The 24,215-nt window shown below is 33.0% G+C and carries 23 protein-coding genes; 10 read left to right on the forward strand and 13 right to left on the reverse strand.

The features are described from left to right. Positions 1-2: 2 nt before the first annotated feature. The 10 genes from murC to mraZ are packed head-to-tail and all read right to left on the reverse strand — an operon-like array spanning position 3 to position 11,339. The gene (gene murC, locus SLH33_RS07950) at positions 3-1,343 is read right to left on the reverse strand and encodes a UDP-N-acetylmuramate--L-alanine ligase (protein WP_320418554.1); all 1,341 of its coding nucleotides are present in this window, start codon (positions 1,341-1,343) and stop codon (positions 3-5) included. Next, positions 1,343-2,434: an undecaprenyldiphospho-muramoylpentapeptide beta-N-acetylglucosaminyltransferase gene (gene murG / locus SLH33_RS07955; RefSeq protein WP_320418555.1), complete on the reverse strand. Its 1,092-nt coding sequence runs from the start codon at positions 2,432-2,434 to the stop codon at positions 1,343-1,345. The genes murC and murG overlap by 1 nt, the downstream gene beginning before the upstream one ends. Then, entirely contained in the window at positions 2,418-3,608 is a 1,191-nt protein-coding gene (locus SLH33_RS07960; protein ID WP_320418556.1) for an FtsW/RodA/SpoVE family cell cycle protein, read from the reverse strand. Before SLH33_RS07960 ends, murG begins: the two co-directional genes overlap by 17 nt. A gap of 13 nt (positions 3,609-3,621) precedes the next feature. Further along, complete coding sequence (murD, locus tag SLH33_RS07965; protein ID WP_320418557.1) at positions 3,622-4,956, reverse strand: UDP-N-acetylmuramoyl-L-alanine--D-glutamate ligase; 1,335 nt, start codon at positions 4,954-4,956, stop codon at positions 3,622-3,624. Continuing rightward, positions 4,957-6,183, reverse strand: a complete 1,227-nt coding sequence (mraY, locus tag SLH33_RS07970) for a phospho-N-acetylmuramoyl-pentapeptide-transferase (RefSeq protein ID WP_320418558.1) — start codon at positions 6,181-6,183, stop codon at positions 4,957-4,959. A 4-nt stretch (positions 6,184-6,187) separates the two neighbouring features. Further along, positions 6,188-7,651, reverse strand: coding sequence for a UDP-N-acetylmuramoyl-L-alanyl-D-glutamate--2,6-diaminopimelate ligase (locus SLH33_RS07975; protein ID WP_320418559.1), 1,464 nt, complete (start codon positions 7,649-7,651; stop codon positions 6,188-6,190). Further along, on the reverse strand, positions 7,652-9,613 hold the full coding sequence (locus tag SLH33_RS07980; RefSeq protein ID WP_320418828.1) for a penicillin-binding protein: 1,962 nt from the start codon (positions 9,611-9,613) through the stop codon (positions 7,652-7,654). A 58-nt stretch (positions 9,614-9,671) separates the two neighbouring features. Next, positions 9,672-9,992 carry an FtsL-like putative cell division protein gene (locus tag SLH33_RS07985; RefSeq protein WP_320418560.1) on the reverse strand — a complete coding sequence of 107 codons (321 nt, stop codon included), beginning with the start codon at positions 9,990-9,992 and terminating at the stop codon, positions 9,672-9,674. After that, entirely contained in the window at positions 9,989-10,888 is a 900-nt protein-coding gene (gene rsmH / locus SLH33_RS07990; protein ID WP_320418561.1) for a 16S rRNA (cytosine(1402)-N(4))-methyltransferase RsmH, read from the reverse strand. The genes SLH33_RS07985 and rsmH overlap by 4 nt, the downstream gene beginning before the upstream one ends. Further along, on the reverse strand, positions 10,875-11,339 hold the full coding sequence (mraZ, locus tag SLH33_RS07995; RefSeq protein ID WP_320418562.1) for a division/cell wall cluster transcriptional repressor MraZ: 465 nt from the start codon (positions 11,337-11,339) through the stop codon (positions 10,875-10,877). Before mraZ ends, rsmH begins: the two co-directional genes overlap by 14 nt. 202 nt (positions 11,340-11,541) lie before the next feature. Between mraZ and SLH33_RS08000 the strand changes: the two genes are divergently transcribed. The 6 genes from SLH33_RS08000 to SLH33_RS08025 are packed head-to-tail and all read left to right on the forward strand — an operon-like array spanning position 11,542 to position 16,808. Beyond that, a complete protein-coding gene (locus tag SLH33_RS08000) occupies positions 11,542-12,306 on the forward strand; it encodes an alpha/beta hydrolase (RefSeq protein ID WP_320418563.1) in 765 nt (254 codons plus the stop codon). Between the two features lie 2 nt (positions 12,307-12,308). After that, positions 12,309-12,920 (forward strand): ribosome biogenesis GTP-binding protein YihA/YsxC, encoded by a 612-nt coding sequence (yihA, locus tag SLH33_RS08005; RefSeq protein ID WP_320418564.1) that lies wholly within the window; start codon positions 12,309-12,311, stop codon positions 12,918-12,920. Between the two features lie 6 nt (positions 12,921-12,926). Continuing rightward, positions 12,927-13,613 carry an RluA family pseudouridine synthase gene (locus tag SLH33_RS08010; RefSeq protein ID WP_320418565.1) on the forward strand — a complete coding sequence of 229 codons (687 nt, stop codon included), beginning with the start codon at positions 12,927-12,929 and terminating at the stop codon, positions 13,611-13,613. Positions 13,614-13,644: 31 nt separating this feature from the next. After that, positions 13,645-14,676, forward strand: a complete 1,032-nt coding sequence (locus tag SLH33_RS08015; protein ID WP_320418566.1) for an alkane 1-monooxygenase — start codon at positions 13,645-13,647, stop codon at positions 14,674-14,676. Between the two features lie 4 nt (positions 14,677-14,680). Next, the gene (locus SLH33_RS08020) at positions 14,681-16,054 is read left to right on the forward strand and encodes an aldehyde dehydrogenase (RefSeq protein WP_320418567.1); all 1,374 of its coding nucleotides are present in this window, start codon (positions 14,681-14,683) and stop codon (positions 16,052-16,054) included. A 19-nt stretch (positions 16,055-16,073) separates the two neighbouring features. Beyond that, positions 16,074-16,808: a nitroreductase family protein gene (locus SLH33_RS08025; protein WP_320418568.1), complete on the forward strand. Its 735-nt coding sequence runs from the start codon at positions 16,074-16,076 to the stop codon at positions 16,806-16,808. A 32-nt stretch (positions 16,809-16,840) separates the two neighbouring features. Here SLH33_RS08025 and SLH33_RS08030 read toward each other — a convergent pair whose 3' ends face one another. Together SLH33_RS08030 and SLH33_RS08035 are read right to left on the reverse strand one after the other, a co-directional pair. After that, positions 16,841-17,389 (reverse strand): hypothetical protein, encoded by a 549-nt coding sequence (locus SLH33_RS08030; RefSeq protein ID WP_320418569.1) that lies wholly within the window; start codon positions 17,387-17,389, stop codon positions 16,841-16,843. A gap of 27 nt (positions 17,390-17,416) precedes the next feature. Further along, positions 17,417-19,717 carry a penicillin acylase family protein gene (locus SLH33_RS08035; protein WP_320418570.1) on the reverse strand — a complete coding sequence of 767 codons (2,301 nt, stop codon included), beginning with the start codon at positions 19,715-19,717 and terminating at the stop codon, positions 17,417-17,419. Between the two features lie 219 nt (positions 19,718-19,936). Between SLH33_RS08035 and SLH33_RS08040 the strand changes: the two genes are divergently transcribed. Genes SLH33_RS08040 through SLH33_RS08050 form a run of 3 tightly spaced genes read left to right on the forward strand, consistent with a single transcriptional unit; the run spans position 19,937 to position 22,412 of the window. Further along, complete coding sequence (locus SLH33_RS08040; protein ID WP_320418571.1) at positions 19,937-21,064, forward strand: DegT/DnrJ/EryC1/StrS family aminotransferase; 1,128 nt, start codon at positions 19,937-19,939, stop codon at positions 21,062-21,064. Positions 21,065-21,105: 41 nt separating this feature from the next. Then, positions 21,106-22,113: a UDP-glucose 4-epimerase GalE gene (gene galE, locus SLH33_RS08045; protein WP_320418572.1), complete on the forward strand. Its 1,008-nt coding sequence runs from the start codon at positions 21,106-21,108 to the stop codon at positions 22,111-22,113. 2 nt (positions 22,114-22,115) lie between these two features. Further along, the gene (locus SLH33_RS08050; protein WP_320418573.1) at positions 22,116-22,412 is read left to right on the forward strand and encodes a hypothetical protein; all 297 of its coding nucleotides are present in this window, start codon (positions 22,116-22,118) and stop codon (positions 22,410-22,412) included. 53 nt (positions 22,413-22,465) lie between these two features. Here the strand turns inward: SLH33_RS08050 and fabD are convergent, their stop codons facing one another. Beyond that, positions 22,466-23,353: an ACP S-malonyltransferase gene (gene fabD / locus SLH33_RS08055; RefSeq protein WP_320418574.1), complete on the reverse strand. Its 888-nt coding sequence runs from the start codon at positions 23,351-23,353 to the stop codon at positions 22,466-22,468. Between the two features lie 71 nt (positions 23,354-23,424). Here fabD and SLH33_RS08060 point away from each other — a divergent pair, with 71 nt between their 5' ends. Next, the gene (locus SLH33_RS08060; protein WP_320418575.1) at positions 23,425-24,114 is read left to right on the forward strand and encodes a queuosine precursor transporter; all 690 of its coding nucleotides are present in this window, start codon (positions 23,425-23,427) and stop codon (positions 24,112-24,114) included. Positions 24,115-24,215: the final 101 nt, after the last annotated feature.

The following is a 24,215-nucleotide window of genomic DNA, read 5'->3' on the forward strand; positions in this document are numbered from 1 at the left end:
TTTTAACTTCTTTTTTCTAATGCTTTTTTTACATCGTCTACTAACAAACCGATATCTCCGGCTCCAATCATTACAACTACTTTTGAATTAGAGAGTTGTATATTTTTTATCAAATTTTGTTTGGTTGATAACTTTTTATTTGGATTCTCAATTTTATCTAACAACCATTCAGAAGTTATTCCTTGGATAGGTAATTCTCTGGCTGGATAGATGTTTAACAAAATAATTTCATCAAATTTTGAAAGTGCAGCAGCAAAATCCTCAGCAAAATCTCTAGTTCTACTAAATAAATGTGGTTGAAAAACTGCTACTACCTTGTCATTTGGATACATTTCTCTGACTGAATTTTCAACAGCTGCAATTTCTGTTGGATGATGCGCATAATCATCAATCAACACTACATCTTCAGATTTTAATTTATATGAAAATCTTCTTTGCACTCCATCAAAACTTGATAGTTGTTCCTTTATTTGTTGTGATGATACTCCATAAACATCTGCCATGGCTAATGCTGCTAAAGCATTCATCATATTATGTTTTCCTGGTAACCGGAATTCTATATTCTCTATAATTTCTGTGGGTGTTTGCACATCAAAAATGTAAGCTCCATCAACTATTTTCACGTTAAATGCCTTATAATCGGCATTTTCATTAACCGCATAAGTTAATCCTTCCAAAGGCAACCCTTTGGCAACAATTAACGTATCTGACACTTTACCTGCAAAATCCCTAAACGATTGCAACAACATTTCATGTTCACCATAAATATCTAAATGATCAGCATCCATGGAAGTTACGCAAGCAATGTTTGGTGATAATTGCAAGAACGATCTATCAAACTCATCAGCTTCTACCACCGATATCTTATCTTCACCTAAAATCAGGTTTGAATTATAATTTTCAGCTATTCCACCTAAAAAAGCGGTTGCTTTTGACGGTTGCATTATGTGTCCTAAAATAGAAGAAGTGGTTGTTTTTCCGTGAGTTCCTGCCACAGCTAAACAAAAAGTATTCTCAGTTATTTTCCCTAAAACCTCAGCTCTTTTCATCACTGTAAAACCATTTTGTTGAAAATAGTTTAACTGTAAATGATCTTTAGGTATTGCTGGAGTATACACCACCAACGTTTGCTCTTCATTTAAAAATGAAATAGGAATATTTTTTACTTCATCTTTAAAATGAACTTCAATATTGGATTGTTTCAATGCGTTCGTAATGGGTGTAGGAGTTTTATCATACCCTGCCACTTTTTTACCATTTTTGGCAAAGTACTGCGCCAAGGCACTCATACCAATACCTCCAATACCCACAAAATAAACGTTATGTATACTACTAAGCTTCACTAATTAAGTAACTTTTCTATTTCGTTAACTATATTGTTTGTTGCATTTGGTAACGCCAATGCATTTATATTTTCTGACAAACTTTCTTGTTTGCCTTTATCTTTTAACAATGTTTCAAATACAATTGGAAACGACTCTAATTCAGATTCTTTTACCATAATTGCAGCATGCTTATCTACAATAGATTTTGCATTTTTTGTTTGATGATCTTCTGCCACATTTGGCGACGGAATAAAAATTGTTGGTTTTCCTACAATACATAATTCTGATACCGAACTTGCACCAGCACGAGAAATAATAAAATCTGAACCTGCATACGCTAAATCCATTCGCTGAATGAAAGGATACAGTTGAACACCTTCTCTTTCATCATACTTTTTATATTCATCATAATACAACTTACCACATTGCCAAATCAGTTGTATATTTTGTTTTTTAAAGAAATCTAATTGCATTTCTACCAATTGATTTACACGTCTTGCTCCTAAACTTCCCCCTATAACTAATACTGTTTTTTTACTTTCATCTAACTTAAAAAACTCTTTAGCTTCCTCTATTTTAGAGTGAATAAACAACAAATCTTGACGCACAGGATTTCCTGTTTTTATAATTTTATCCTCCGGAAAAAAGCGCTCTAAATTATCATAGGCAACACAAATTGCTTTTGCTTTTTTAGCCAATAATTTATTGGTTATTCCCGGAAATGAGTTTTGCTCTTGTATAACTGTAGGAATTCCTTTAGCGTTTGCTACGTACAAAGTAGGTCCGCTTGCAAAACCACCGGTGCCTATAGCAATATCTGGCTTGAACTTATTTATAATTTTATTTGCTTTCCACAGGCTACTTAACAACTTGAACGGAAACATTAAATTACCAACTGTTATTTTACGCTGAATTCCAGATATCCATACCCCTTTAATATCATATCCTGCTTGTGGTACTTTTTCCATTTCCATTTTATCTTTAGCACCCACAAATAAGATATTAGCCTCAGGATAGCGCAACTTTATTTCGTTAGCTATTGCTATGGCCGGATAAATATGTCCTCCGGTTCCTCCACCGCTAATTATGACATTAATCGATTGTTTCATGTAAAATATCTAAAGGATTATCATCCATTATAGTTTCTTCTGTTTCGTTTTTCGACGCGCTTACACTTAAAATCATTCCCAGTGCAAAACAAGTCATCCATATAGAGGTACCTCCACTACTTATTAAAGGTAACGTTTGCCCTGTTACAGGAAATAAATTTACCGCTACCGCCATATTGATTATTGCTTGAAAAATGATAGGAAAGCCCACACCAATAACTAATAGTGTTGCAAAAATGGTGGTTGCTTTTCTTGCTGCTATTAGTATTCTGAACATCAATAAAAAATAGATGAATATAACTATTGATGCTCCTGCAAGACCATATTCCTCCACAATAATTGCATAAATAAAATCGGATGAAGATTGTGGTAAAAAGTTCTTTTGTACACTTTTTCCCGGACCTTTACCTGTTACACCTCCTGTAGCAATAGCTATTTTTGCTTTTTCAACCTGATAATCTTCTTGCGCATCTCCTTTCCAAAAGCTTTCAATTCTACTCTGCCATGTATTTACACGGTTAGGCATTGCCCCTGGAAATGCTTTTGCTACCAATACAAAAAACATGAGTCCAAATAAACCCATTCCTAAAATGTATCCGATGTATTTTAATGGATATCCACCAATAAAAGCTAACATTAGCACCATACTAAAGATGATAGCGGTAGTTGAAAAGTTTGCTGGTAAAATGAGAATAAGAATAAGCCCTACAGGCAACCAAAGATTTATTAAGCTTTCTTTAAACTCTATTTTTTTCTCTTTGTTTTTAGCCAGATATCTTGACACGTATGCCATAAGTACTAATCCTGCTAAAGTAGATGTTTGAAAACCAACTCCTACAAAGGGTATTTTAATCCATCTGCTGGCATTTGCCCCTCCAATAATTGTTCCTTGAGCTAAGGTGAACAACAAAAGTACAATTACCACAGGAATCATTAATACCGATCCTCCACTAAAATATCTATACGGAATTTTATGTGTTCCGTAAATAATTGCAAAACCAAAAATTAACAGAACAATGTGTTTTATTAAGTGCCCAAAAGTAGATCCATTTCCCACCACATACACCAAGTTTGTACTTGCGCTGTACACAGGCATAAATGAGAATATTGCTAAAATAGCTACAATAGCCCAAATAGCTCTATCTCCTTTTATATGTTGAAAAATGCTTTTCATCTACTTTAAAAAATTAAATATTTCTTACCGCTTCTTTAAATTTATTTCCTCTATCCTCATAATTTTCAAACAAATCAAAACTTGCACACCCAGGCGACAATAACACTGTATCTCCTTTTTTTGCTATTTTATGTGCTACTTTAACCGCCTCTTCAGCTCCTGCTGTTTCCACAATAACATCCACTACATTTTGGAAAGTATCCATGATTTTTTGGTTGTCTAAACCTAAACAAACAATAGCCTTTACCTTTTCTCTAACCAATGGCATCAAATCTGTATAATCATTTCCTTTATCCACTCCACCTACAATCCAAACAGTTGGGGTATCCATACATTCTAAGGCATAAAAAGTAGCATTAACATTAGTTGCTTTACTATCATTTATATATTGTACACCATTAACTTTTGACACTTTTTCCAAACGATGCTCAGCTCCTTCAAAATCTTCTAAACTTTCTGCCAATGTTTGATTTCTAACCTTTAATAATTTAGAGGCTAACATAGACGCCATTGCGTTTTTAGTATTGTGTTTTCCTTGTAATGATAATTGTGAAATACTCATTATATATTCTTCTGAATTTAATCTTGTTATAATTTTATCTTCTTTTAAAAATGCTCCGTATTCTACTTCTTTTTCAATTGAAAACGGAACTAATTTTGCTTCTACTTTATGATCCTTCAACCAGTTTTGAATAGCTTCATCATCTGCATCATAGATCAAAAAATCATCTCTAGTTTGATTTTGTGTAATCCTGAATTTTGAAGCGATATAATTTTCAAATTTGTACTCATACCTATCCAAATGATCAGGTGTTATGTTGGTGATGATTGCTATATGCGGACGAAATTTTTCAATTCCATCTAATTGAAAACTGCTCAACTCTAACACATATTGGTCATAGTTTTGTTCCGCAACCTGTTGTGCGAAACTATCACCTATATTTCCTCCAACTCCCACATTAAAACCAGCTGATTTCAAAATATAATGTGTTAACATAGTCGTGGTGGTTTTACCGTTAGAACCTGTAATACCAATAATGGTTGCCTCTGTATATTGTGCAGCAAATTCAATTTCTGAAATAACTTTAATGTCTTTCAATTTCAATTCTTGAATTAACTGAACTTTATCAGGAATCCCTGGACTTTTCATCACCACATCAGCATTAAAAATTTTACTTTCTGTATGCTGTTTTTCTTCAAAATCAATTTTATGATGTACAAGAACTTTTTTATACTTTTCGGCAATTGCTCCTTTATCTGAAACAAACACCTCAAATCCTTTTTGTTTACCTAAAATGGCGGTACCAACTCCACTCTCTCCTCCGCCAAGTATTACCAATCGTTTCATTTATCTTAACTTCAACGTTACTATTGTAAATACCGCAAGTAGAATACCCACAATCCAAAAACGTGTAACTATTTTACTTTCGTGGTAATTCAACTTTTGATAATGGTGATGTAATGGCGACATTTTAAATATACGTCTTCCTTCTCCATATTTCTTTTTTGTATACTTGAAATATCCAACCTGTAATACCACTGAAAAATTTTCAGCAACAAAAATTCCTGCTAAAATTGGCAACAATAATTCCTTTCTAATTGCAATGGCTATAACTGCTATAATTCCACCAATAGTTAAACTACCAGTATCCCCCATAAACACTTGTGCTGGATATGTGTTGTACCATAAAAACCCAATTAACGCTCCTGCAAAAGCCAAAATGAATACAGTCATTTCACCAGATTTTGGGATATACATTACATCTAAATAATCAGCAAAAATGATGTTACCAGACACCCATGCAAAAACCGCTAACGCCACTACCATTATAGCTGAAGAACCTGCTGCTAATCCGTCAATTCCATCTGTTAAGTTTGCTCCATTTGAAATAGCAGTCACAATAAAAATGACGATAGGAATAAAAATAAGCCATGCATATTTTTGGTAATCATCTCCTAAAAAACTAAGTGCATTTGAATAATCTAATTCATTGTTTTTAAAGAAAGGAACTGTCGTTTTTGTTGATTTATGTTCATCTCCAAACACTTTTTTCTTTCCATCTTGCTGAACTATTTGTTGTTTTACAGGTAATTGTTCTTTAATAACAACATCTGGATGGAAATACAACATTGACCCCACAATCAATCCTAAACCAACTTGCCCAACTACTTTAAAAATTCCTTTTAATCCTTGCTTGTCTTTTTTAAATACTTTGATATAATCATCCGCAAAACCAATTAAGCCCATCCATACTGTGGTAATTAACAAAATAATGATGTAAATATTCTCAAGTTTTGCTAATAGTAACACTGGAATTAAGGTTGCTAAAATGATAATGACTCCTCCCATTGTTGGAGTTCCAGCTTTTTGCACTTGTCCTTCTAACCCTAAATCACGAATACTCTCTCCTACTTGTTGTTTTTGCAAATAGTTAATAATTCTTTTACCATATATTGTTGAAATCAATAATGATAAAATAAACGCCAACGCTGAACGAAATGTGATAAATTGAAATACACTAGCTCCTGTTAAATGGAACTCATTTTCTATATATTGAAACAAATAGTACAGCATTCTTTTAGTTTTTTAGTTGATTAAAACACAGAGAAACCTCTTCTAAATCATCAAAATGATGTTTAACTCCGTTAATTTCTTGATAATTTTCATGTCCTTTTCCCGCAATTAAAACAATGTCTCCAGGATTTGCTAGCTTACAAGCTGTTTTAATAGCTTGTCTTCTATCTAAAACCGACAATGTTTTTTTATAATTTTCAGCAGAAACCCCATCTTCCATTTCATCAATGATAGACTGAGGATCTTCTGTTCTTGGATTATCTGATGTAAAAATGGCTTGATTACTTAATTGCGAAGCAATATGCGCCATTTTTGGTCTTTTGGTTTTATCTCTATCTCCACCACAACCTACTACCGTAATAACATTTTCATTTCCGGTACGGATATCATTAATTGTTTCTAACACATTTTTTAAAGCATCTGGTGTATGAGCATAATCTACAATTGCAGTTACACTTTCTTTAGAAACTACATATTGAAAACGACCGCTTACACTCTCCAATTCACTAATAGAAGTCAAAATTTTCATTTTTTCTAACCCTAACAATTCCGCAGTACCATAAATTGCTAAAAGATTATAAATATTGAATTCTCCAATTAACTTAGTCCACACCTCAGTATTATTGATAGCAACCAATGTCCCTGAAAAGCTTTTTTCTAATATTTTTGCTTTAAAATCAGCTAATGTTTTTAAGGCGTATGAATATTTGGTTGCTTTGGTGTTTTGCGCCATCACAGAACCATTTTTATCATCAATATTCATCAGAGCAAATGCTGATTTTGGCAACTGATCAAAAAATGATTTTTTTACATCTCTGTATTCTGCAAATGTTGAATGATAGTCTAAATGATCATGAGACAGGTTGGTAAATATTCCCCCAACAAAATGCAAACCCTCAGTACGTTTTTGGTGAATTCCGTGAGAACTGACTTCCATAAAGCAATATTCGACCCCAGCATCAACCATTTCTTCTAAAAACTTATTAATAGCAACAGAATCTGGCGTGGTATGAGTGGCTGGATATTCTTTATCATCAACCATTACCTTCACTGTAGATAACAGTCCAACTTTATAACCTGCTTTTTTAAATAATTGATACAATAATGTACTAATGGTTGTTTTACCATTTGTACCTGTAACGCCTACTAATTTTAACTTTGATGATGGATTTTCATAGTAGTTAGATGCCAACATTGCTAACGCAACATTGGCATCTGCTACCAACACATAAATTACTTCATCTTTAATCACAGAAGGAAGCTCTTCACAAACAATTACTGCTGCCCCTACATCAATTGCTTTATCAATGTAAGCATGCCCATCAACATGCACTCCTCTTTGAGCTACAAATACATCATTAGTTGACACTTCTCTACTATCGAAAACTAACCGGTTAATTCCTGCATCTATGTCCCCAAATACAGAAATAACCGGTATGTTTACTAATATGTTTCGTAACTTTTTCAATTATGATAGTTTTAAATAAATTGTTGCTCCTTTTTGTACTCTTTCACTTTTGTTAACTGATTGCTCAGTAACTTTTCCCACACCTGAAAATTTCACTTTCAACCCCATGTTTTCTAATAAAGAAACTGCGTCCATACCACTCATTCCTAGCACATTTGGCATAATGGTTTTATACTTCCTCAACAAACCATAATAATTATCATAATCTTTATTTAGTTTTGCTATGGAAGTTGAATCTGTAATTGACTGAATATTAACTGGTGTTGTGGTATAGATTTTTTGTGCTATTTCTTTAAAAACTGGTGCAGCTACCGTTGACCCGTAATACCCTTTTTCTTTCTTAGGGTTATGAATTACCACTATACATGAATATTTAGGCTCATCTACCGGAAAAAAACCTGCAAACGACGCTACATACTGTTGACTAGAATAATACCCTCCTTCATATTCTCCTTTATCATTTTTATATCTTGGAATGTATTTTTTAGCAGTTCCTGTTTTTCCTGCCATTGAAAAATTAGGTGAATAAATATCTTTTGCAGTACCTCTTTTCACCACATTTTCCATTACTTTTCTCATCTTATCAATTGTTTGTTGAGAAGCAATTTTTTCTTTTACAACTACTTTCCCAAAACTTTTTTCCACCTTACCTCCAGCTCTAAGCTCTTTAACAAAACGCGGTTTTACCAATTCCCCATTATTAGCCACTGCATTATAAAAGGCCAATGTTTGTAACGGTGTTAATGACACCCCGTAACCCCAAGCCATCCATTCTAATGCTATAGGACTCCATTGTTTAGCATCAGGAGTTGGAATAAAAGGTTTTCCTTCTCCTTTAATTTTTACTCCGGTTTGCTGATCCAATCCAAACTCTTTTATTCTTTTGATAAATTTTTCAGGAGTTTTATCATAATGCTTTTGAATAGCCTTTACAATTCCAACATTTGATGACACTTCAAACACTCGTGCCATTGAAATTTTTCCATGACCACCATACTCACTATCTTCCACCTTTCTTCCCCTGATAAAAATCCTTCCTTTTTCTGTGTCAACCACTGTAGACGTATCGATTACTTTATCCTCTAAAGCAGCCATCAAACTTGCCAATTTAAAAGTTGACCCTGGCTCATGACTTTCCCAAACAGCATAGTTTCTTTTTTCGTAATATTTGCCTCTTGAAGTTCTCCCTAAATTCGAAATGGCTTTAATTTCTCCTGTTTCAGTCTCCATTACCACAGCACAACCATGATCTGCTTCAAAAAGCTCCAATTGTTTTAATAATTCATGATGTGTAATATCCTGAATATTCACATCAATAGTAGTAATTACATCAATCCCATCTTCCGGCTCTTGCTCATTTACATCATTTATTGGTTTCCATTGACCTTTTGCAATTTTCTGCTTCAATCTCCAACCGTTTTTTCCATCCATAAAATCCGTAAAAGCTCCTTCGATTCCAGCCCCACCTCTATGATCATCATAACCAATGGTTCTTTCAGCAATTTTACCTATAGGATGCGCCCTAACTGTTCGTTGTTCGGCTATAAAGCCTCCTCTATACACCCCTAAATTGAAAATAGGAAAGCTTTTCATTTTAACATAATCATTATAGCCAACATTACGCGCCAACAACAAATAACGATTTCGTCTTTTTTTAGCATCGCGAAGCTTATTTTGATAGTATTTAGGCGTATTCCCTAATAACTTAGAAAGTTCTTTAGAAAGGTCTGCAATATTCTTTTCAAAAACATTATCATCTACCGCTACAACATCCATTCTTATTGTAAATTTAGACATAGATGTTGCTAACAAATTACCATCAGAAGCATACACATTACCCCTATGTGCAAAAATAGTATCGTTTTTAACAGTAGTTTCTTTGGCTAGTTTTCGGTACTTATCTCCACTTACATACTGTAAATCAAAAATTTTAACCGCTATAACAACCAAAAAAAGCGTCATTAAAACCGCAACTACGTAAAGTTTGTTTAATATGCTTTTTTTTGCTGTTGCCAATGTATTATTCTTTTAGTTTAACTTTAATTTTTTGTGGTGGAGTTTTTGAGGGCGCCAACCCTATTTTTTGAACCTTATACCTGACCGAGCTCTCCAACTTCATCCTCATAAGTCTAGTACTGGTATCAATATTATCTGCCCTTAACTCCCTTTTAATCTTATTCAACTTTGCTATTTTCACCACTTTAGCATCCGCTAAATGTGCACTCCAAATCATTACCAATAACAGCCCTACAATAAAAATGATAATCCGCCAATTTTTCATTGCCGAATCATCGGTAAGAAAGCTCCCTCTTAAAATATCATAAACCCCTGATTTTGTCATTTCTTCAACGTTGCTATCCTTAATTTAGCGCTTCTAGCTCTATTATTCTCTTTAATTTCAACCGCAGTTGGCACAATTAATTTCCCAACTTTTTTAAGCGGCTCGTTTGTGTTACCATAAAAGTCTTTTTCTACCTCACCAGTAAACTTACCTGTTTGTACAAACCTCTTTACCAATCTATCTTCTAAAGAATGATATGAAATCACACTCAACCTCCCTTTTTCATTTAACAGTTCTGGTACTTGATTCAAAAACTCTTTCAACACCTCCAACTCTTCATTTACTTCTATTCTAATTGCCTGATAGATTTGCGCTAATATTTTATGCTCTTTAGCCTTTGGCAAATGTCTTTGCAACACTTCTTTTAACTGAAAACTGGTTTTTATCTCTTCTTTCACCCTAGCATCCACAATTGTTTTTGCTAAAGCTCTAGCATTTCTTAATTCGCCATACAAATAAAAGACATCCGCCAACTCATCTTCACCATATTTATTGATGATTTTTTTTGCTGACAATTCTGATTTCTGATTCATTCTCATATCTAAATCACCATCAAAACGAGTAGAAAAACCTCTTTCTGCCTCATCAAACTGATGTGATGAAACTCCTAAATCAGCTAAAATTCCATCCACTTTTTTTATCCCATAAAAACGCAAGAACCTAGAGATATAGCGAAAATTTTCCCCAATCAACACAAATCGTTCGTCATCAATTTTATTTTGCTGCGCATCAGGATCTTGATCAAAAGCAAACAACCTTCCTTTTTCTCCCAACCTACTTAAAATCTCTCTTGAGTGCCCTCCACCTCCAAAGGTTACATCTACATACACTCCATCCTCTTTTATATTGAGCGCATCAACACTTTCTTTTAATAAAACCGGCTTATGATAATTCATCTACATCAAAATTTCCCATAACTTCTTCCGCCAAATCAGCAAAATCAGAAACATCTTCAATAACTTTTTCGTATTTGTCTTTATCCCAAATCTCAACAATATTCACCGCGCTAGACAATACAATTTGCTTCTCAATTCCAGCAAACACACATAAATCTTTCGGAATTAAAATTCTACCCGAAGCATCCATTTCAACCATTTTTACCCCTGCCGTAAAGCGTCTGATAAAATCATTATTCTTTTTTACAAACCTGTTTAACTTGTTGATTTTTGCCATCATCAAATTCCACTCTTGCATTGGATACAACTCTAAACAAGGCTGAAAAACAGATCTTTTAAGTACAAAACCCTCATGCAACACTGCGTCCAGCTGCTTTTTTAAAGGAGAAGACAACATCAATCTACCTTTAGCATCTGCCTTACATTCATATGTCCCAATTAGGTTTACCACTCTTAAATTATATAGTTTTGTGTCAAAAATAAAAAATATTTACCACTTTTTACCACTTTTTACCACATTGTTAATAAATTCTTCTTCAAGAAGTAAAAACAAACAGTTCAAGTACTTAGTGTTGTTAAAAACCATCTACCTTAAAAGAAATTGGTTTCTAATAAAAAAGAATTACTTTTGCGTTTGAGCCAATTATTAACTAATGACTGATTTTTTAAAAACAGAAGGAAAGTTTACATACGCCGAAGCTGGTGAAGGCAGGCCATTAATTGTACTACATGGATTAATGGGAGCATTGAGTAATTTTGATGAAACCTTCAAGCATTTCTCAGAAAACGGGTACAAAGTTTTAATTCCAGAACTCCCTTTATACACCCTTCCATTACTTAAGACAAACGTTAAAAATCTTGCTAGTTTTTTACATGATTTTATTGAATACAAAAAATTGGAAGAAGTTGTTTTATTAGGGAATTCTTTAGGAGGGCACATTGCCTTATACTACATAAAACATTATCCGCAAGATGTAGCCGCTTTGGTTTTAACTGGAAGCTCTGGATTGTATGAAAATTCAATGGGTAACAACTACCCAAGACGTGGAGATAAAGAATTTGTTCGCAAAAAAACACAAGAAGTATTTTATGACAAAGCTATTGCTACAGATGAACTTATAGACCAAGTGTACGATGTTATTAATGACAGAAATACATTAGTAAAAACACTAGCAATTGCCAAGAGTGCTGTACGCCACAATATGGCTAAAGATTTACCTAATATGAAACAACCAACTTGTATTATATGGGGTAAGAACGACACTGTTACTCCGCCAGAGGTAGCTGATGATTTTCATAAACTTTTGCCTGATAGCGATTTATTTTGGATTGACAAGTGTGGTCATGCAGCCATGATGGAGCATCCTGCTGAGTTCAATTCTATACTAGAAAATTGGTTTAAAGAGCGTAATATTTAAACATGAAAATTAAAAGTGCTGAATTTGTAATGAGTAACAGCAATGTTACAAAAGCTCCAAAAGACAGAATACCTGAATACGCCTTTATTGGACGTTCAAATGTTGGTAAATCTTCTTTGATAAATATGCTGATGGAGCGTAAAGATTTAGCAAAAACTTCTGGAAAACCAGGAAAAACACAGTTAATCAATCATTTTAAAATTAATGATGAATGGTTTTTGGTTGATTTACCTGGGTATGGCTACGCACAAGTTTCTAAAAAGAAACGACAAATTTTTCAATATTTTATTGAAAACTATTTTAAAGAACGTGAACAATTAGTTTGCACTTTTGTTTTAATTGACTCTCGTCATGATCCACAAAAGATTGACCTTGAGTTTATGCGCTTTTTAGGAGAAAATCAAATTCCGTTTTGTATTGTTTTTACAAAAGCAGATAAATTAGGTAGCTCAAAACTAAATAAGCAAATAACTTCGTATAAAAAGAAATTATTAAATACTTGGGAAGAAGTTCCAACATCGTTCGTAACCTCATCTTCTACAGGTATGGGACGTGATGAATTTTTGGATTTTATAGATCAAGTTAATAAAGACGTTGCTGACGATTTTAAATAAATTTTGATGCACTCTACCAAAGAAAATCTTCAGGTTTTATTTGAAGACAACCATATAATTATCGTTAACAAACGTGCAGGAGACATTGTTCAAGGTGATAAAACTGGAGACAAACCTTTGAGTGATGTGGTTAAAGAATACATCAAAGACAAATATCAAAAACCCGGAAATGTTTTTTTAGGTACTGTACACAGATTAGATCGCCCCACTACCGGAATTGTTATTTACGCTCGTACCTCTAAAGCTTTAGAGCGACTCAACAAAATGTTGCGAGATAAAACTATACAAAAAACGTATTGGGCAGTAGTGAAAGGAACACCTTCTAAAACCTCTGAAACTCTACTAAATTACCTGAAGAAAAATCCGAAGAACAATAAATCTACTGCTTACAATAAAGAAATTGATGGGAGCAAAAAATCAATATTACATTATAAACTACTAAAAAAACTTGATAATTATTCTTTACTGGAAGTTGATTTAGAAACCGGTCGTCATCATCAAATCCGCTGTCAACTTTCTTCTATTGGTTTTCCTATAAAAGGTGATTTAAAATATGGTTTTCCGCGTAGCAATAAAGATGGAAGCATTCACCTACACGCAAGAAAAATTAGCTTTATTCATCCTGTAAGCAAAGAAAAAGTAGCAATAACCGCACCAACACCTCAAGATCCTATTTGGGAAGCATGCAAGTAATTTGTATATTTAGTCCTTTCAACCCTCAAAAATGAAAGCACTAAAATATTTACTAGTTTTTACTATTCCAATTACAGTATATATTTCTTTTACTTCCACTGGATGGTTGACATACATACCTCTAATCTATACTTTTTTTGTTGTTCCTATTTCTGACTTATTTTTAGCTGTTGATGCATCCAATTTTAACAAAGAACAAGAAGAAATTGAAAAAAACAATAAACTATACAACTATATACTATACCTAACTCTACCTACACAAATAGGCTTTTTAATAGGATTCTTTTTTGTAATTCAAGAAAGCGGACTTAGCCTTATTGATTATACAGGAAGAATTTTTGCTATGGGGATTATGTGTGGGGTTATTGGTATTAATGTTGGTCATGAATTAGGACACAGAAACAATCGATTAGAAGAACTTTTAGGCGAAATTCTTTTAATGACTTCTTTAGAAACTCATTTTTTACCATATCATAATGCAGGCCATCATTTTAATGTAGCTACTCCAAACGATGCTGCAACTGCAAGAAAAAATGAACCTGTGTATGTTTTTTGGTTTCGCTCACAAATTATGAGCTATATTCAAGCGTGGCAACTGGAAAACAGACGCATGAAAACTTCTGAAAGAAGCTGGTTTCATCCACAAAACAAAATGATTATTTATACCATTTGTCATTTTATTTTGTTAAGTGCTATTTATTTTTTCTTTGGATTGAATGTGCTTTTTGCTTTTTTAGCAGCAGCAATTATTGGTATTGTATTATTAGAAACTATCAATTATATTGAACACTACGGATTGCTCCGTAAGCAAAACGAACGTGGCAGATATGAACGCGTAAAACATATCCATTCTTGGAATTCTAACCATGTAATTGGTAAATTAGTATTATTCAATCTGTCTCGTCATTCAGATCATCATTATAACGGAAGTAAACACTATCAGATTTTAAAATCATTGCCTGAGAGTCCGCAAATGCCAACAGGATATCCGGGAATGATGCTACTTTCTTTAGTTCCGCCGTTATGGTTTAAATTGATGAATAAAAAACTTCAAGAAATTTAATTGTATGAACATTTCACAACTTGTGCAATCGCAAAAAGATTTTTTTGCAACACAACAAACCAAAGATATCAACTACAGAAAAAATAGTTTACAAAAACTATTAAAAGAAGTAATAAAGAGAGAAGAGGATATTTTAAAAGCTTTATATGCTGATTTTAAAAAATCTGAATATGAAGGTGTAATGACTGAAACCGGAATTGTAATTTCCGAGTTAAAAAAAGCGATTAAAAACATTAATTCGTGGGCAAAACCTCAGTATGTTTTTCCATCATTATTGAATTTTCCTTCTTCTGCAAAAATTTATAAAGAACCCTTTGGAACTACATTGATTATTGCGCCATGGAATTACCCGTATCAATTAGGTTTTTCACCTTTGATTGGTGCTGTAGCTGCTGGAAATACAGTGGTTTTAAAACCATCTGAATTAACTCCAAATACGAGTAAAATCAGTAAAGAGATTATTGAAGCTGTATTTGATAAAAATCACGTTACTGTGGTTGAAGGTGGAGTTGAAGCCTCTCAAGAACTATTAGCACAACGTTGGGATTATATCTTCTTTACCGGAAGTGTAACCGTAGGTAAAATTGTGGCCAAAGCAGCAGCTCAATACTTAACTCCGGTAACACTGGAATTAGGAGGAAAAAACCCATGTATTATTGATGAAACTGCCAACATACAATTAGCTGCTAAAAGGTTGGTTTGGGGTAAATGTATTAATGCAGGTCAAACCTGTATTGCTCCTGATTATTGGCTTGTTCATTCATCTGTAAAACAAAAACTAGTAGATACTTTTAAAATCGAGTTACAAAAAGCATATGGTGATATTCCTAAAAACTCACCAGATTTTCCAAGGATTGTGAACACCAAAAATTTTGATAGACTTGCTAAAATGTTAGAAAATGAGCAAATACTATTAGGCGGTGAAACCGACCGTGAAGAATGTTATATTGCTCCTACGCTAATTGATGAACCAAGTTTAGATAGTGAAGTAATGAAAGGAGAGATTTTTGGACCTATATCACCTGTTATATCTTATGAAACAGAAGCAGAAATTGATGCAATCATCAGCAACTATGAAAAACCATTAGCTTTATACGTGTTTACTACAAAGAATGATTTTGCTAAAAAAATCATTAAAAAATACTCTTTTGGTGGCGGAACCATTAACGACACCACCGTACATTTTGCTAATGATAGACTACCCTTTGGTGGTGTGGGTGAAAGCGGCATTGGTGGTTACCACGGTAAGCAAACTTTTGATACTTTTTCACACAGTAAAGGTGTGGTAAAACGCTATAATTGGTTAGATATTACCACTCGTTATGCTCCTTATAAAGGAAAGTTAAAAATGTTACGTACATTGCTAAAGTTTGGATAACCTTATTTTTCCCCTAAACATGCAAGAAAAAACTGTTTCAGAAGCAATTCATTATCGCAGATCGGTACGTGTGTACGATCCTGAGCAACCTATTGACAACTCAGTTGTTAAAAAATGTATAGAACAAGCTGTATTAGCACCCAATAGTAGTAACATGCAATTATGGGAGTTTTATCATATTACTTCTAAAGATATTCTTAAAAAAATTGCTCCGTTGTGTTTTAACCAAAATGCTGCTAAAACTGCACAACAGTTGGTAGTTGTAGTGGTTAGAAAAGATTTATGGAGCAAACGAGCTAAAGCAAACTTGGACTTTGTTGATGATTTGTACGGTAAAAACAATCCAAAATCTGAACAAAGTGGTAGAGAAAAAATGGTGCGTAATTACTACGGAAAACTCATTCCGTTTACCTATGCTGATTTTTTAGGAATTTTTGGTTGGTTAAAACTATTAATGGTGAGTATTACTGGAATTTTCAGGCCTATTTATCGACAAGTGCGTAATAGCGATATGAGAATTGTAGCTCATAAAAGTGCTGCTTTAGCTGCTGAAAATTTTATGGTAAGTATGGCCGCTATGGGCTACGACACTTGCCCAATGGAAGGTTCTGACACGTGCAGAGTTAAAAACATTTTAGGCTTACCTTTTTCTGCTGAAATAAATATGATTATTTCTTGCGGAATTAGAAAACCCGAAGGTGTATATGGCGAACGTTTTAGAATTCCTTTTGAAGAGGTGTATAAGGAGGTTTAAGTTCCTAATACCTAATTCTTTAATAAGTTTATCTAAAGATTTGTATCATGATGACTTTGGACATATAGTTTATATTCACCTTTATTAAACTTATAACTAACTATTTTACTTTTAATATGGCTTGATATTTTATCTAAATCATATTTTAAACTATCAGGTATTTCTTTTATTAACTTTTTCACATCTATAATATTCTTACTAAGTTTATTAGGGTCAATTATAATTACAGGATGCTTTTTGAATAAGAAAAATTTAATATCAGCATTTTCTTTATGAATAAAATCATCACTATGTGTTGAGTCTGAAATCTCCAAGATATTAAAAGATGTTAAATGTGGCAAAAGTTTAAAAGTAATGATCGTATCTCTATCTAATATATTAAAAAAAGCATGATAAGAGGGGTAGGCAATCTTACCATGAGGTAAATTTATCATATCTGAAGTAATAGGAAATTCATTAATATATTTTTCTAATTTTCTTTCAAATGATAAATCTTTTATAACCTGAATGTTCACTTTTTTGACACAAGATGTAAATTGAAAAAAAATTATGAAGACTAATATATACAAGATGGTTTTCATTCCTTTTTAAAATTTTTCCAAACTCATTCACTCCTTCGGCAAAAACACCAACCTATTTTCTGATTGTTGAATTTCTGTTTTGTTGAGTTTCATTTTTACAAACTCACCATTTACGTATTTATCTGCTTGATTTTTGTAAAACTCGCTAAATCGGTTACCACTTTGTCCAGTTGGTAAAATAGCAATACTATTTTCAATATCAGAAAAATCAATTACTCTACGAGTAGATGGACCTCCTTTTACCTTGTAATAACCCGTGCTATCTAAATCAAAAATATGATTGTTTAACACCTCATTACCTCCTCTGGTTTCAAAAGGCCCAACGTTAAAAATGGTACGTAAAATTCCTCCTGCTTTTCCTATAGCGTGTTCATGTTCTACAGAAAGCACACGATTCCATGTCCATCCTTCTACATTTTCACCTAGTTGGTTAGTCAAAAAAGTCACCGCATTCTTAAATGATTTGTTTACAATAGCTTTCTTATCTTCCACAATATTCTCTGTAGTAACATCATCCCACCATACCGATTGCAACTTACTCATTTGTACAGCAATCATTTTTTTATGTAGTGGTGCTCCACTCATAAACTGCGTAAATCCTTTACCCATTTCATCTTTAAATGTATTGACAAAAAATTCATAGATAAATCGGTTGTATATGGTTGGCGCTACTTCTGTTTTAAAATAGTTTCCATGCCATTTTTTCAATATTTCTAAAGCTTTTTGTTCTGAAATAGACAAATCATTAGTGTTGATAACCTCAACAGTATTTGCTATAACTTGATTAACCACAGGAGATTTTACATCATAAATCATTTTTGCTACATCATCTTTGGTAAAATCGAATTTCGGCTCTACCAAATCTACAATTCTCTTAGCTCTATCTTCCGGTAAATAATAACCAGGATATAACATATTTGCAGTAGAATCGGGTTGGTTATTTGCTGAATATACATAGCCCCATCGCGGATTAATGGCCTGCGGATTTTCTTCAAAATCTAAATACCTAACAATTTCATCTTCGCCAGATGCTCCGTTTAAATACGTTTTGGTACTTAAACTATCTCTGTATTTATACAATTTTGCAGATCCAAACCATGCAACATTATTGTTAGCATCTCCATACATAACATTTAAACCTGGTGCATGAATTTTAGCAGCTCCGTTCTTAAATTCAGTAATATTAGTAGCGTGAGACATTTCATACCCCACCTTTAATAACTGATTAGGAAGCTGCGTATAAATCCATTGCATTGCTATAGGTCTTTCATCTTGTAAAAAGTCAATTAAACCGTTCATTACCGGTCCGTGTTTACTCTCTTTTATTTGATAAACAGTATCGTTACCATTCTTTATCTTAATATGCTTATCAAACGTTTTGTAACGCGTATAGCCTTCTGGCGTTTTATATTCTAAATCATTCTGCGGATTATTTTCTTCTACATAAAAATCAATATCATCATTTTCTAACATGGTTAATCCATATGCATGATGTTTGTTGTGACCCAACAACGGGAACGGAGTTAACGCCAAGTTGAATCCGTACATTTCATAATCGGGTGTTTTAATATGGTTTTGATACCAAACCGAAGGTTGAGAATAGTTGATATGCGGGTCATTCGCAAAAATTACTTTTCCGTTTTTGGTTTTATCAGGACCTAACACCCAAGAGTTACTTCCTATAAAACTTGGCACAGGAAGTTTGTCCATAACTTCATTAATAGCCGCTGTAAATTCTGCTGTAATTTCAGGTCTTTTTGTGTTTTTCATTAAAGTAGAATGTTCCATCGGCACACCTAATTCTTCCACATATTCTACTCCGTATTTCTCTTTAATTTCATTCAGCAACGGATCGGTTTTATGAGCCGCAGCAAAACTAAAAGCCATATACCCAAATACGTTATAAATATCATTAATAGTATATTTTTCTTTTTTTAATCCCACCAATCTAAATTCCAACGGAGTTGCTCCTTCTTCAATAAACTGATTGATTCCATCTAAATACGCCATTGCATATTGATACGAAGGTTCATTTTTATCTAAATCGGCAATGGTTTTATAGGCAGCTTCTTCAATTCCTAAACCTGACATGAACTTATCAACTCTAACCAGATCTTTTCCAAAAACTTCACTTAATCTTCCGGCAGCAATTCTTCTAACCAATTCCATTTGCCATAATCTATCTTGAGCATGTACATAACCAAACGCTGTATATGCATCTTTTTGATTGTTAGCATAAATATGAGGAACTCCGTTTTCATCATAAAAAACAGTTACTTTTTCTGATAGATTTTTTAATTCCAGCTCACCATCGTATTTTGGTTTCATGCTTTGAGCCACAAACCAAGCTACAATTAGTAAAAGAACAACAAGCAAAAAAAGATATTTGAAAAGTTTTTTAAGTAGTTTCATTAGATTAGAGATTTGTTCAAATATAAAGATATTAACTTCGATTGTAAAAGTGCTTATTAAATCATATTTATTACAGAAGCTATACCTATACAATGAAAGATTGTTCGTATTTTTGAACCACTAAATTTTATTTTCATGAAGAAAATTCAAATGGTTGACTTACAGGGTCAATATCAAAAAATAAAAGAAGTGGTTGACACTTCAATTCAAGAAGTTTTAAACTCATCTGCATACATAAACGGTCCTTATGTTCATGAATTTCAAGCAGATTTAGAAAAATATTTAGGTGTAAAACATGTAATACCATGTGCCAACGGTACCGATGCATTGCAAATTGCAATGATGGGACTTGGTTTAGAGCAAGGTGATGAAGTAATTACTGCCGATTTTACCTTTGCCGCTACAGTTGAAGTAATTGGTTTATTAAAGTTAACTCCGGTTTTAGTAGATGTTGAACCAGATACGTTTAATATAGATATTAAAGCTTTAAAAAAAGCCATTACTCCAAAAACTAAGGCGATTGTTCCTGTTCATTTATTTGGTCAATGTGCTAATATGGAAGCTATTTTAGAAATAGCAAAAGAACATGATTTATATGTTATTGAAGATAATGCACAAGCTATTGGTGCTGATTACACATTTAGTAACGGAACAAAAAAGAAAGCAGGAACCATGGGTAATGTAGGTACCACTTCTTTCTTCCCATCTAAAAACTTAGGTTGTTATGGTGATGGTGGTGCTATTTTTACCAATGATGATGAATTAGCACATACGCTTCGTGGAATGGTAAACCACGGAATGTATAAACGCTATTACCATGATGTAGTTGGTGTAAACTCAAGACTAGACAGTATTCAAGCAGCAGTTTTAAAAGCTAAACTTCCTTTGTTAGACGAATATTGTGACGCAAGAAGAAAGGCGGCTGCCTATTATTCAGATGCTTTTGCAAACAACAAGCATATTATCACTCCAAAAATTAGTGATTTTACTACACATGTTTTTCATCAATACACCTTACAAATTACCAATGAAAAACGCGATGCTTTACATCAACATTTATTAGATAACGGCATTCCAAATGCTATTTATTATCCAGTACCGTTACACAAACAAAAAGCGTATACTGATGAGCGCTATAATGAAGATGACTTTAAAGTGACCAACCAATTAGTAAACACTGTTATTTCATTACCAATGCATACAGAATTAGATGATGAGCAATTAGAATTCATCACTAAAACAGTTAACGATTTTGTAAAATAACATAAAGCTCAGTTTTTACTGAGCTTTTCTATTTTAGCAATATGAAAAGAATATTAGTTACAGGAGGTTTAGGTTTTATAGGCTCGCATACCGTTGTTGAATTACAAAATTCTGGGTTTGATGTGGTTATTATCGACAATTTATCAAATTCGTCTATAAAAGTCTTGGACAATATTACTTCCTTAACAGGAATAAAACCTGATTTTTACCAAATTGATCTACGCAACAAACAAGATATAACTCATTTTTTTAACACGAATAAAATAGACGGTATTATCCATTTTGCCGCTTTTAAAGCTGTGGGTGAAAGTGTTAAAAAGCCATTAGACTATTATGAAAATAATATTGGAAGTTTGGTATATCTTTTACAAGAAATGCAACATAAAAATATTGATAATTTTATTTTTAGTTCATCTTGTATGGCTTATGGAACTCCGGAAAAGTTACCTATAACAGAACAAACACCCTCTAACAAAGCAGCATCAACGTATGCTAACACCAAGCAAATAGGAGAAGAAATTATACAAGAAAGTTGTGATGCGTATGACTTGCATGCTATTACCTTACGTTATTTTAATCCTATTGGTGCTCATAAAAGTGCAAAAATTGGAGAATTACCTAACGGAGTACCACAAAATTTAGTTCCTTTTGTTACGCAAACAGCAGCAGGAATTAGAGAACAACTATCTGTTTTTGGTAATGATTACCCAACAGAAGATGGCACCGCTATTAGAGATTACATTCATGTAGTAGACCTAGCCAAAGCACATATAATTGCTTTACAACGATTACTAAACAAACAAAATAAGCAGAACTTTGAATTGTTTAACATCGGAACAGGAAAAGGAAGCTCGGTTTTAGAAATTGTAAAAACTTTTGAAAAAGCCACTAACCAAAAACTGAATTATAAGATCGTTGATAGAAGACCAGGCGATATTGCAGCAATTTATGCCGATACAACTTTTGCAAATGAAGAATTGAAATGGAAAGCTGAAAAAACTTTAGAAGAAGCACTAAAGTCAGCTTGGGAATGGCAGAAAAATCAATAAAAATGAAAAAAGAAGCTGCTTTATTGGCTTTTGATTCTTTGCATCTTCAAAAACCTGAAGATGCAAATATTACTTATGAACAGCTGGTAAAAATTCTTTCAGAAGAACTAAATGAGCTCATTCAATCAGACTTTAATAAAGTTTTGAATATTTTATATAGAATTGATGTTGACGAACATAAAATAAGTAAAGCCTTAGCTACTAATCCTGAAAATAGGTCTGCTGGAATTATACTTGCTGAACTAATAATTGAAAGGCAATTGCAAAAAATTTACTACCGAAAACACTTTAACAAATAAAGAGAGCGACTCCGTTGAGTCGCTCTTTTTATTATGTATCAATCCTCTAAGTTTTACTCTTCAAAACTAGCTCCGCTTGCAGTTACATTTCTATCTATTTTACGCATTAATCCTTGTAATACTTTACCTGGACCTACTTCAACGAATTCTGTTCCTCCATCAGCAATCATTTGCTGAATAGATTGTGTCCAACGTACCGGAGCTGTTAATTGCGCCATTAAATTCTTTTTAATTTCCTCCGGACTAGTTACTGCACTGGCAGTTACATTTTGATATACCGGACATGTAGGCTCGTTAAAAGTTGTTGCTTCAATAGCTGCAGCTAGCTCTTCTCTTGCAGGCTCCATTAATGGTGAATGGAAAGCCCCTCCTACCGGTAAAACTAATGCTCTTTTAGCTCCTTTTTCTTTTAAAACTTCACAAGCTTTGTTAATAGCTTCAATTTCACCTGAAATTACTAACTGACCAGGACAATTATAATTTGCTGCCACTACTACTCCATCGATTTCATTACAAACATCTTCTACTACTTGATCTTCCAAACCTAAAACCGCAGCCATGGTTGATTCTTGCATTTCACAAGCTTTTTGCATTGCTAAAGCACGTTTTGAAACTAATTGTAAACCGTCTTCAAAAGATAAAACTCCGTTAGCTACTAATGCAGATAGTTCTCCAAGAGAGTGTCCCGCTACCATTTCTGGCTTAAAATCATCCCCTAAAACTTTTGCTAAAATTACAGAATGTAAAAAAATTGCCGGTTGTGTAACCTTAGTTTGTTTTAATTCTTCATCCGTTCCTTCAAACATTACATCTGTAATGCTAAACCCTAAAATATCATTGGCTTTTTCAAATAATTCTTGTGCTAATGGTGATTTTTCATATAAGTCTAATCCCATTCCTGTAAACTGCGCTCCTTGACCCGGAAAAATATATGCTTTCATCTAAAAAAATAATTTGCTGTTTGTTTTATTTTGCAAACATAATCAATTTTAATTTTGTTATTTTCGTTTTCATGACCGAGAAAAACAAACTACTGGCGTTAAATGTCTATTTGATATTGGCTGCTTTATTTATTGCATCACTTGTAGCTTCTAATTTAATATTTCAGAAGTTTTTTTATTGGAATCCGTTTGGTTTGTTTCGATTTGAAATTTCAGTCGGAATTTTACCTTATCCGATTACCTTTTTAATTACAGATGTTCTTTCAGAAATTTACGGTAAAAAGAAAGCAAATCAGGTAGTAATAGCTGGTATTTTTGCATCCTTTTTTTCAATGTTAATAATTCTTGTGGCTGATTTTGTTCCTGCTATTGATAATTCTCCTGTAAATAATCAAACTTTTTCAAAAGTTTTCGGACTATCTCCTTTAGCGGTTTTAGCATCTATGCTAGCGTATTTGTTCGCTCAGTTTGTTGACATAAAAATATTTCATTTTTGGAAAGATCTAACTAAAGGTAAACACTTATGGTTGCGTAATAATTTCTCTACTTTTACCTCTCAATTTATTGACACATTTACAGTTTTATTTTTATTGTGTTCTTTTAAAATAATTCCTTGGAATTTATTTTTGAGTTTATTGGCAAGCGGATTTTTATTTAAAATAATTATTGCCGCTTTAGATACACCTATTTTATACGGACTGGTATATATTTTTAGAAGAAAATTCAATCTAAAAATAGGAGAAGAAATAAAACTTTTATAAGAAATAACAACCTATGCTAAACAAGTTTTTTTATCGTTTTTTTAAAAATCAATTATCCTTTTCTGAAACAAATTCTATTTACCTGAATCTTATTTTTAACC

Source organism: Tenacibaculum sp. IB213877, from assembly GCF_034043975.1.
In the GTDB taxonomy this organism is placed as follows: Bacteria; Bacteroidota; Bacteroidia; order Flavobacteriales; family Flavobacteriaceae; genus Polaribacter.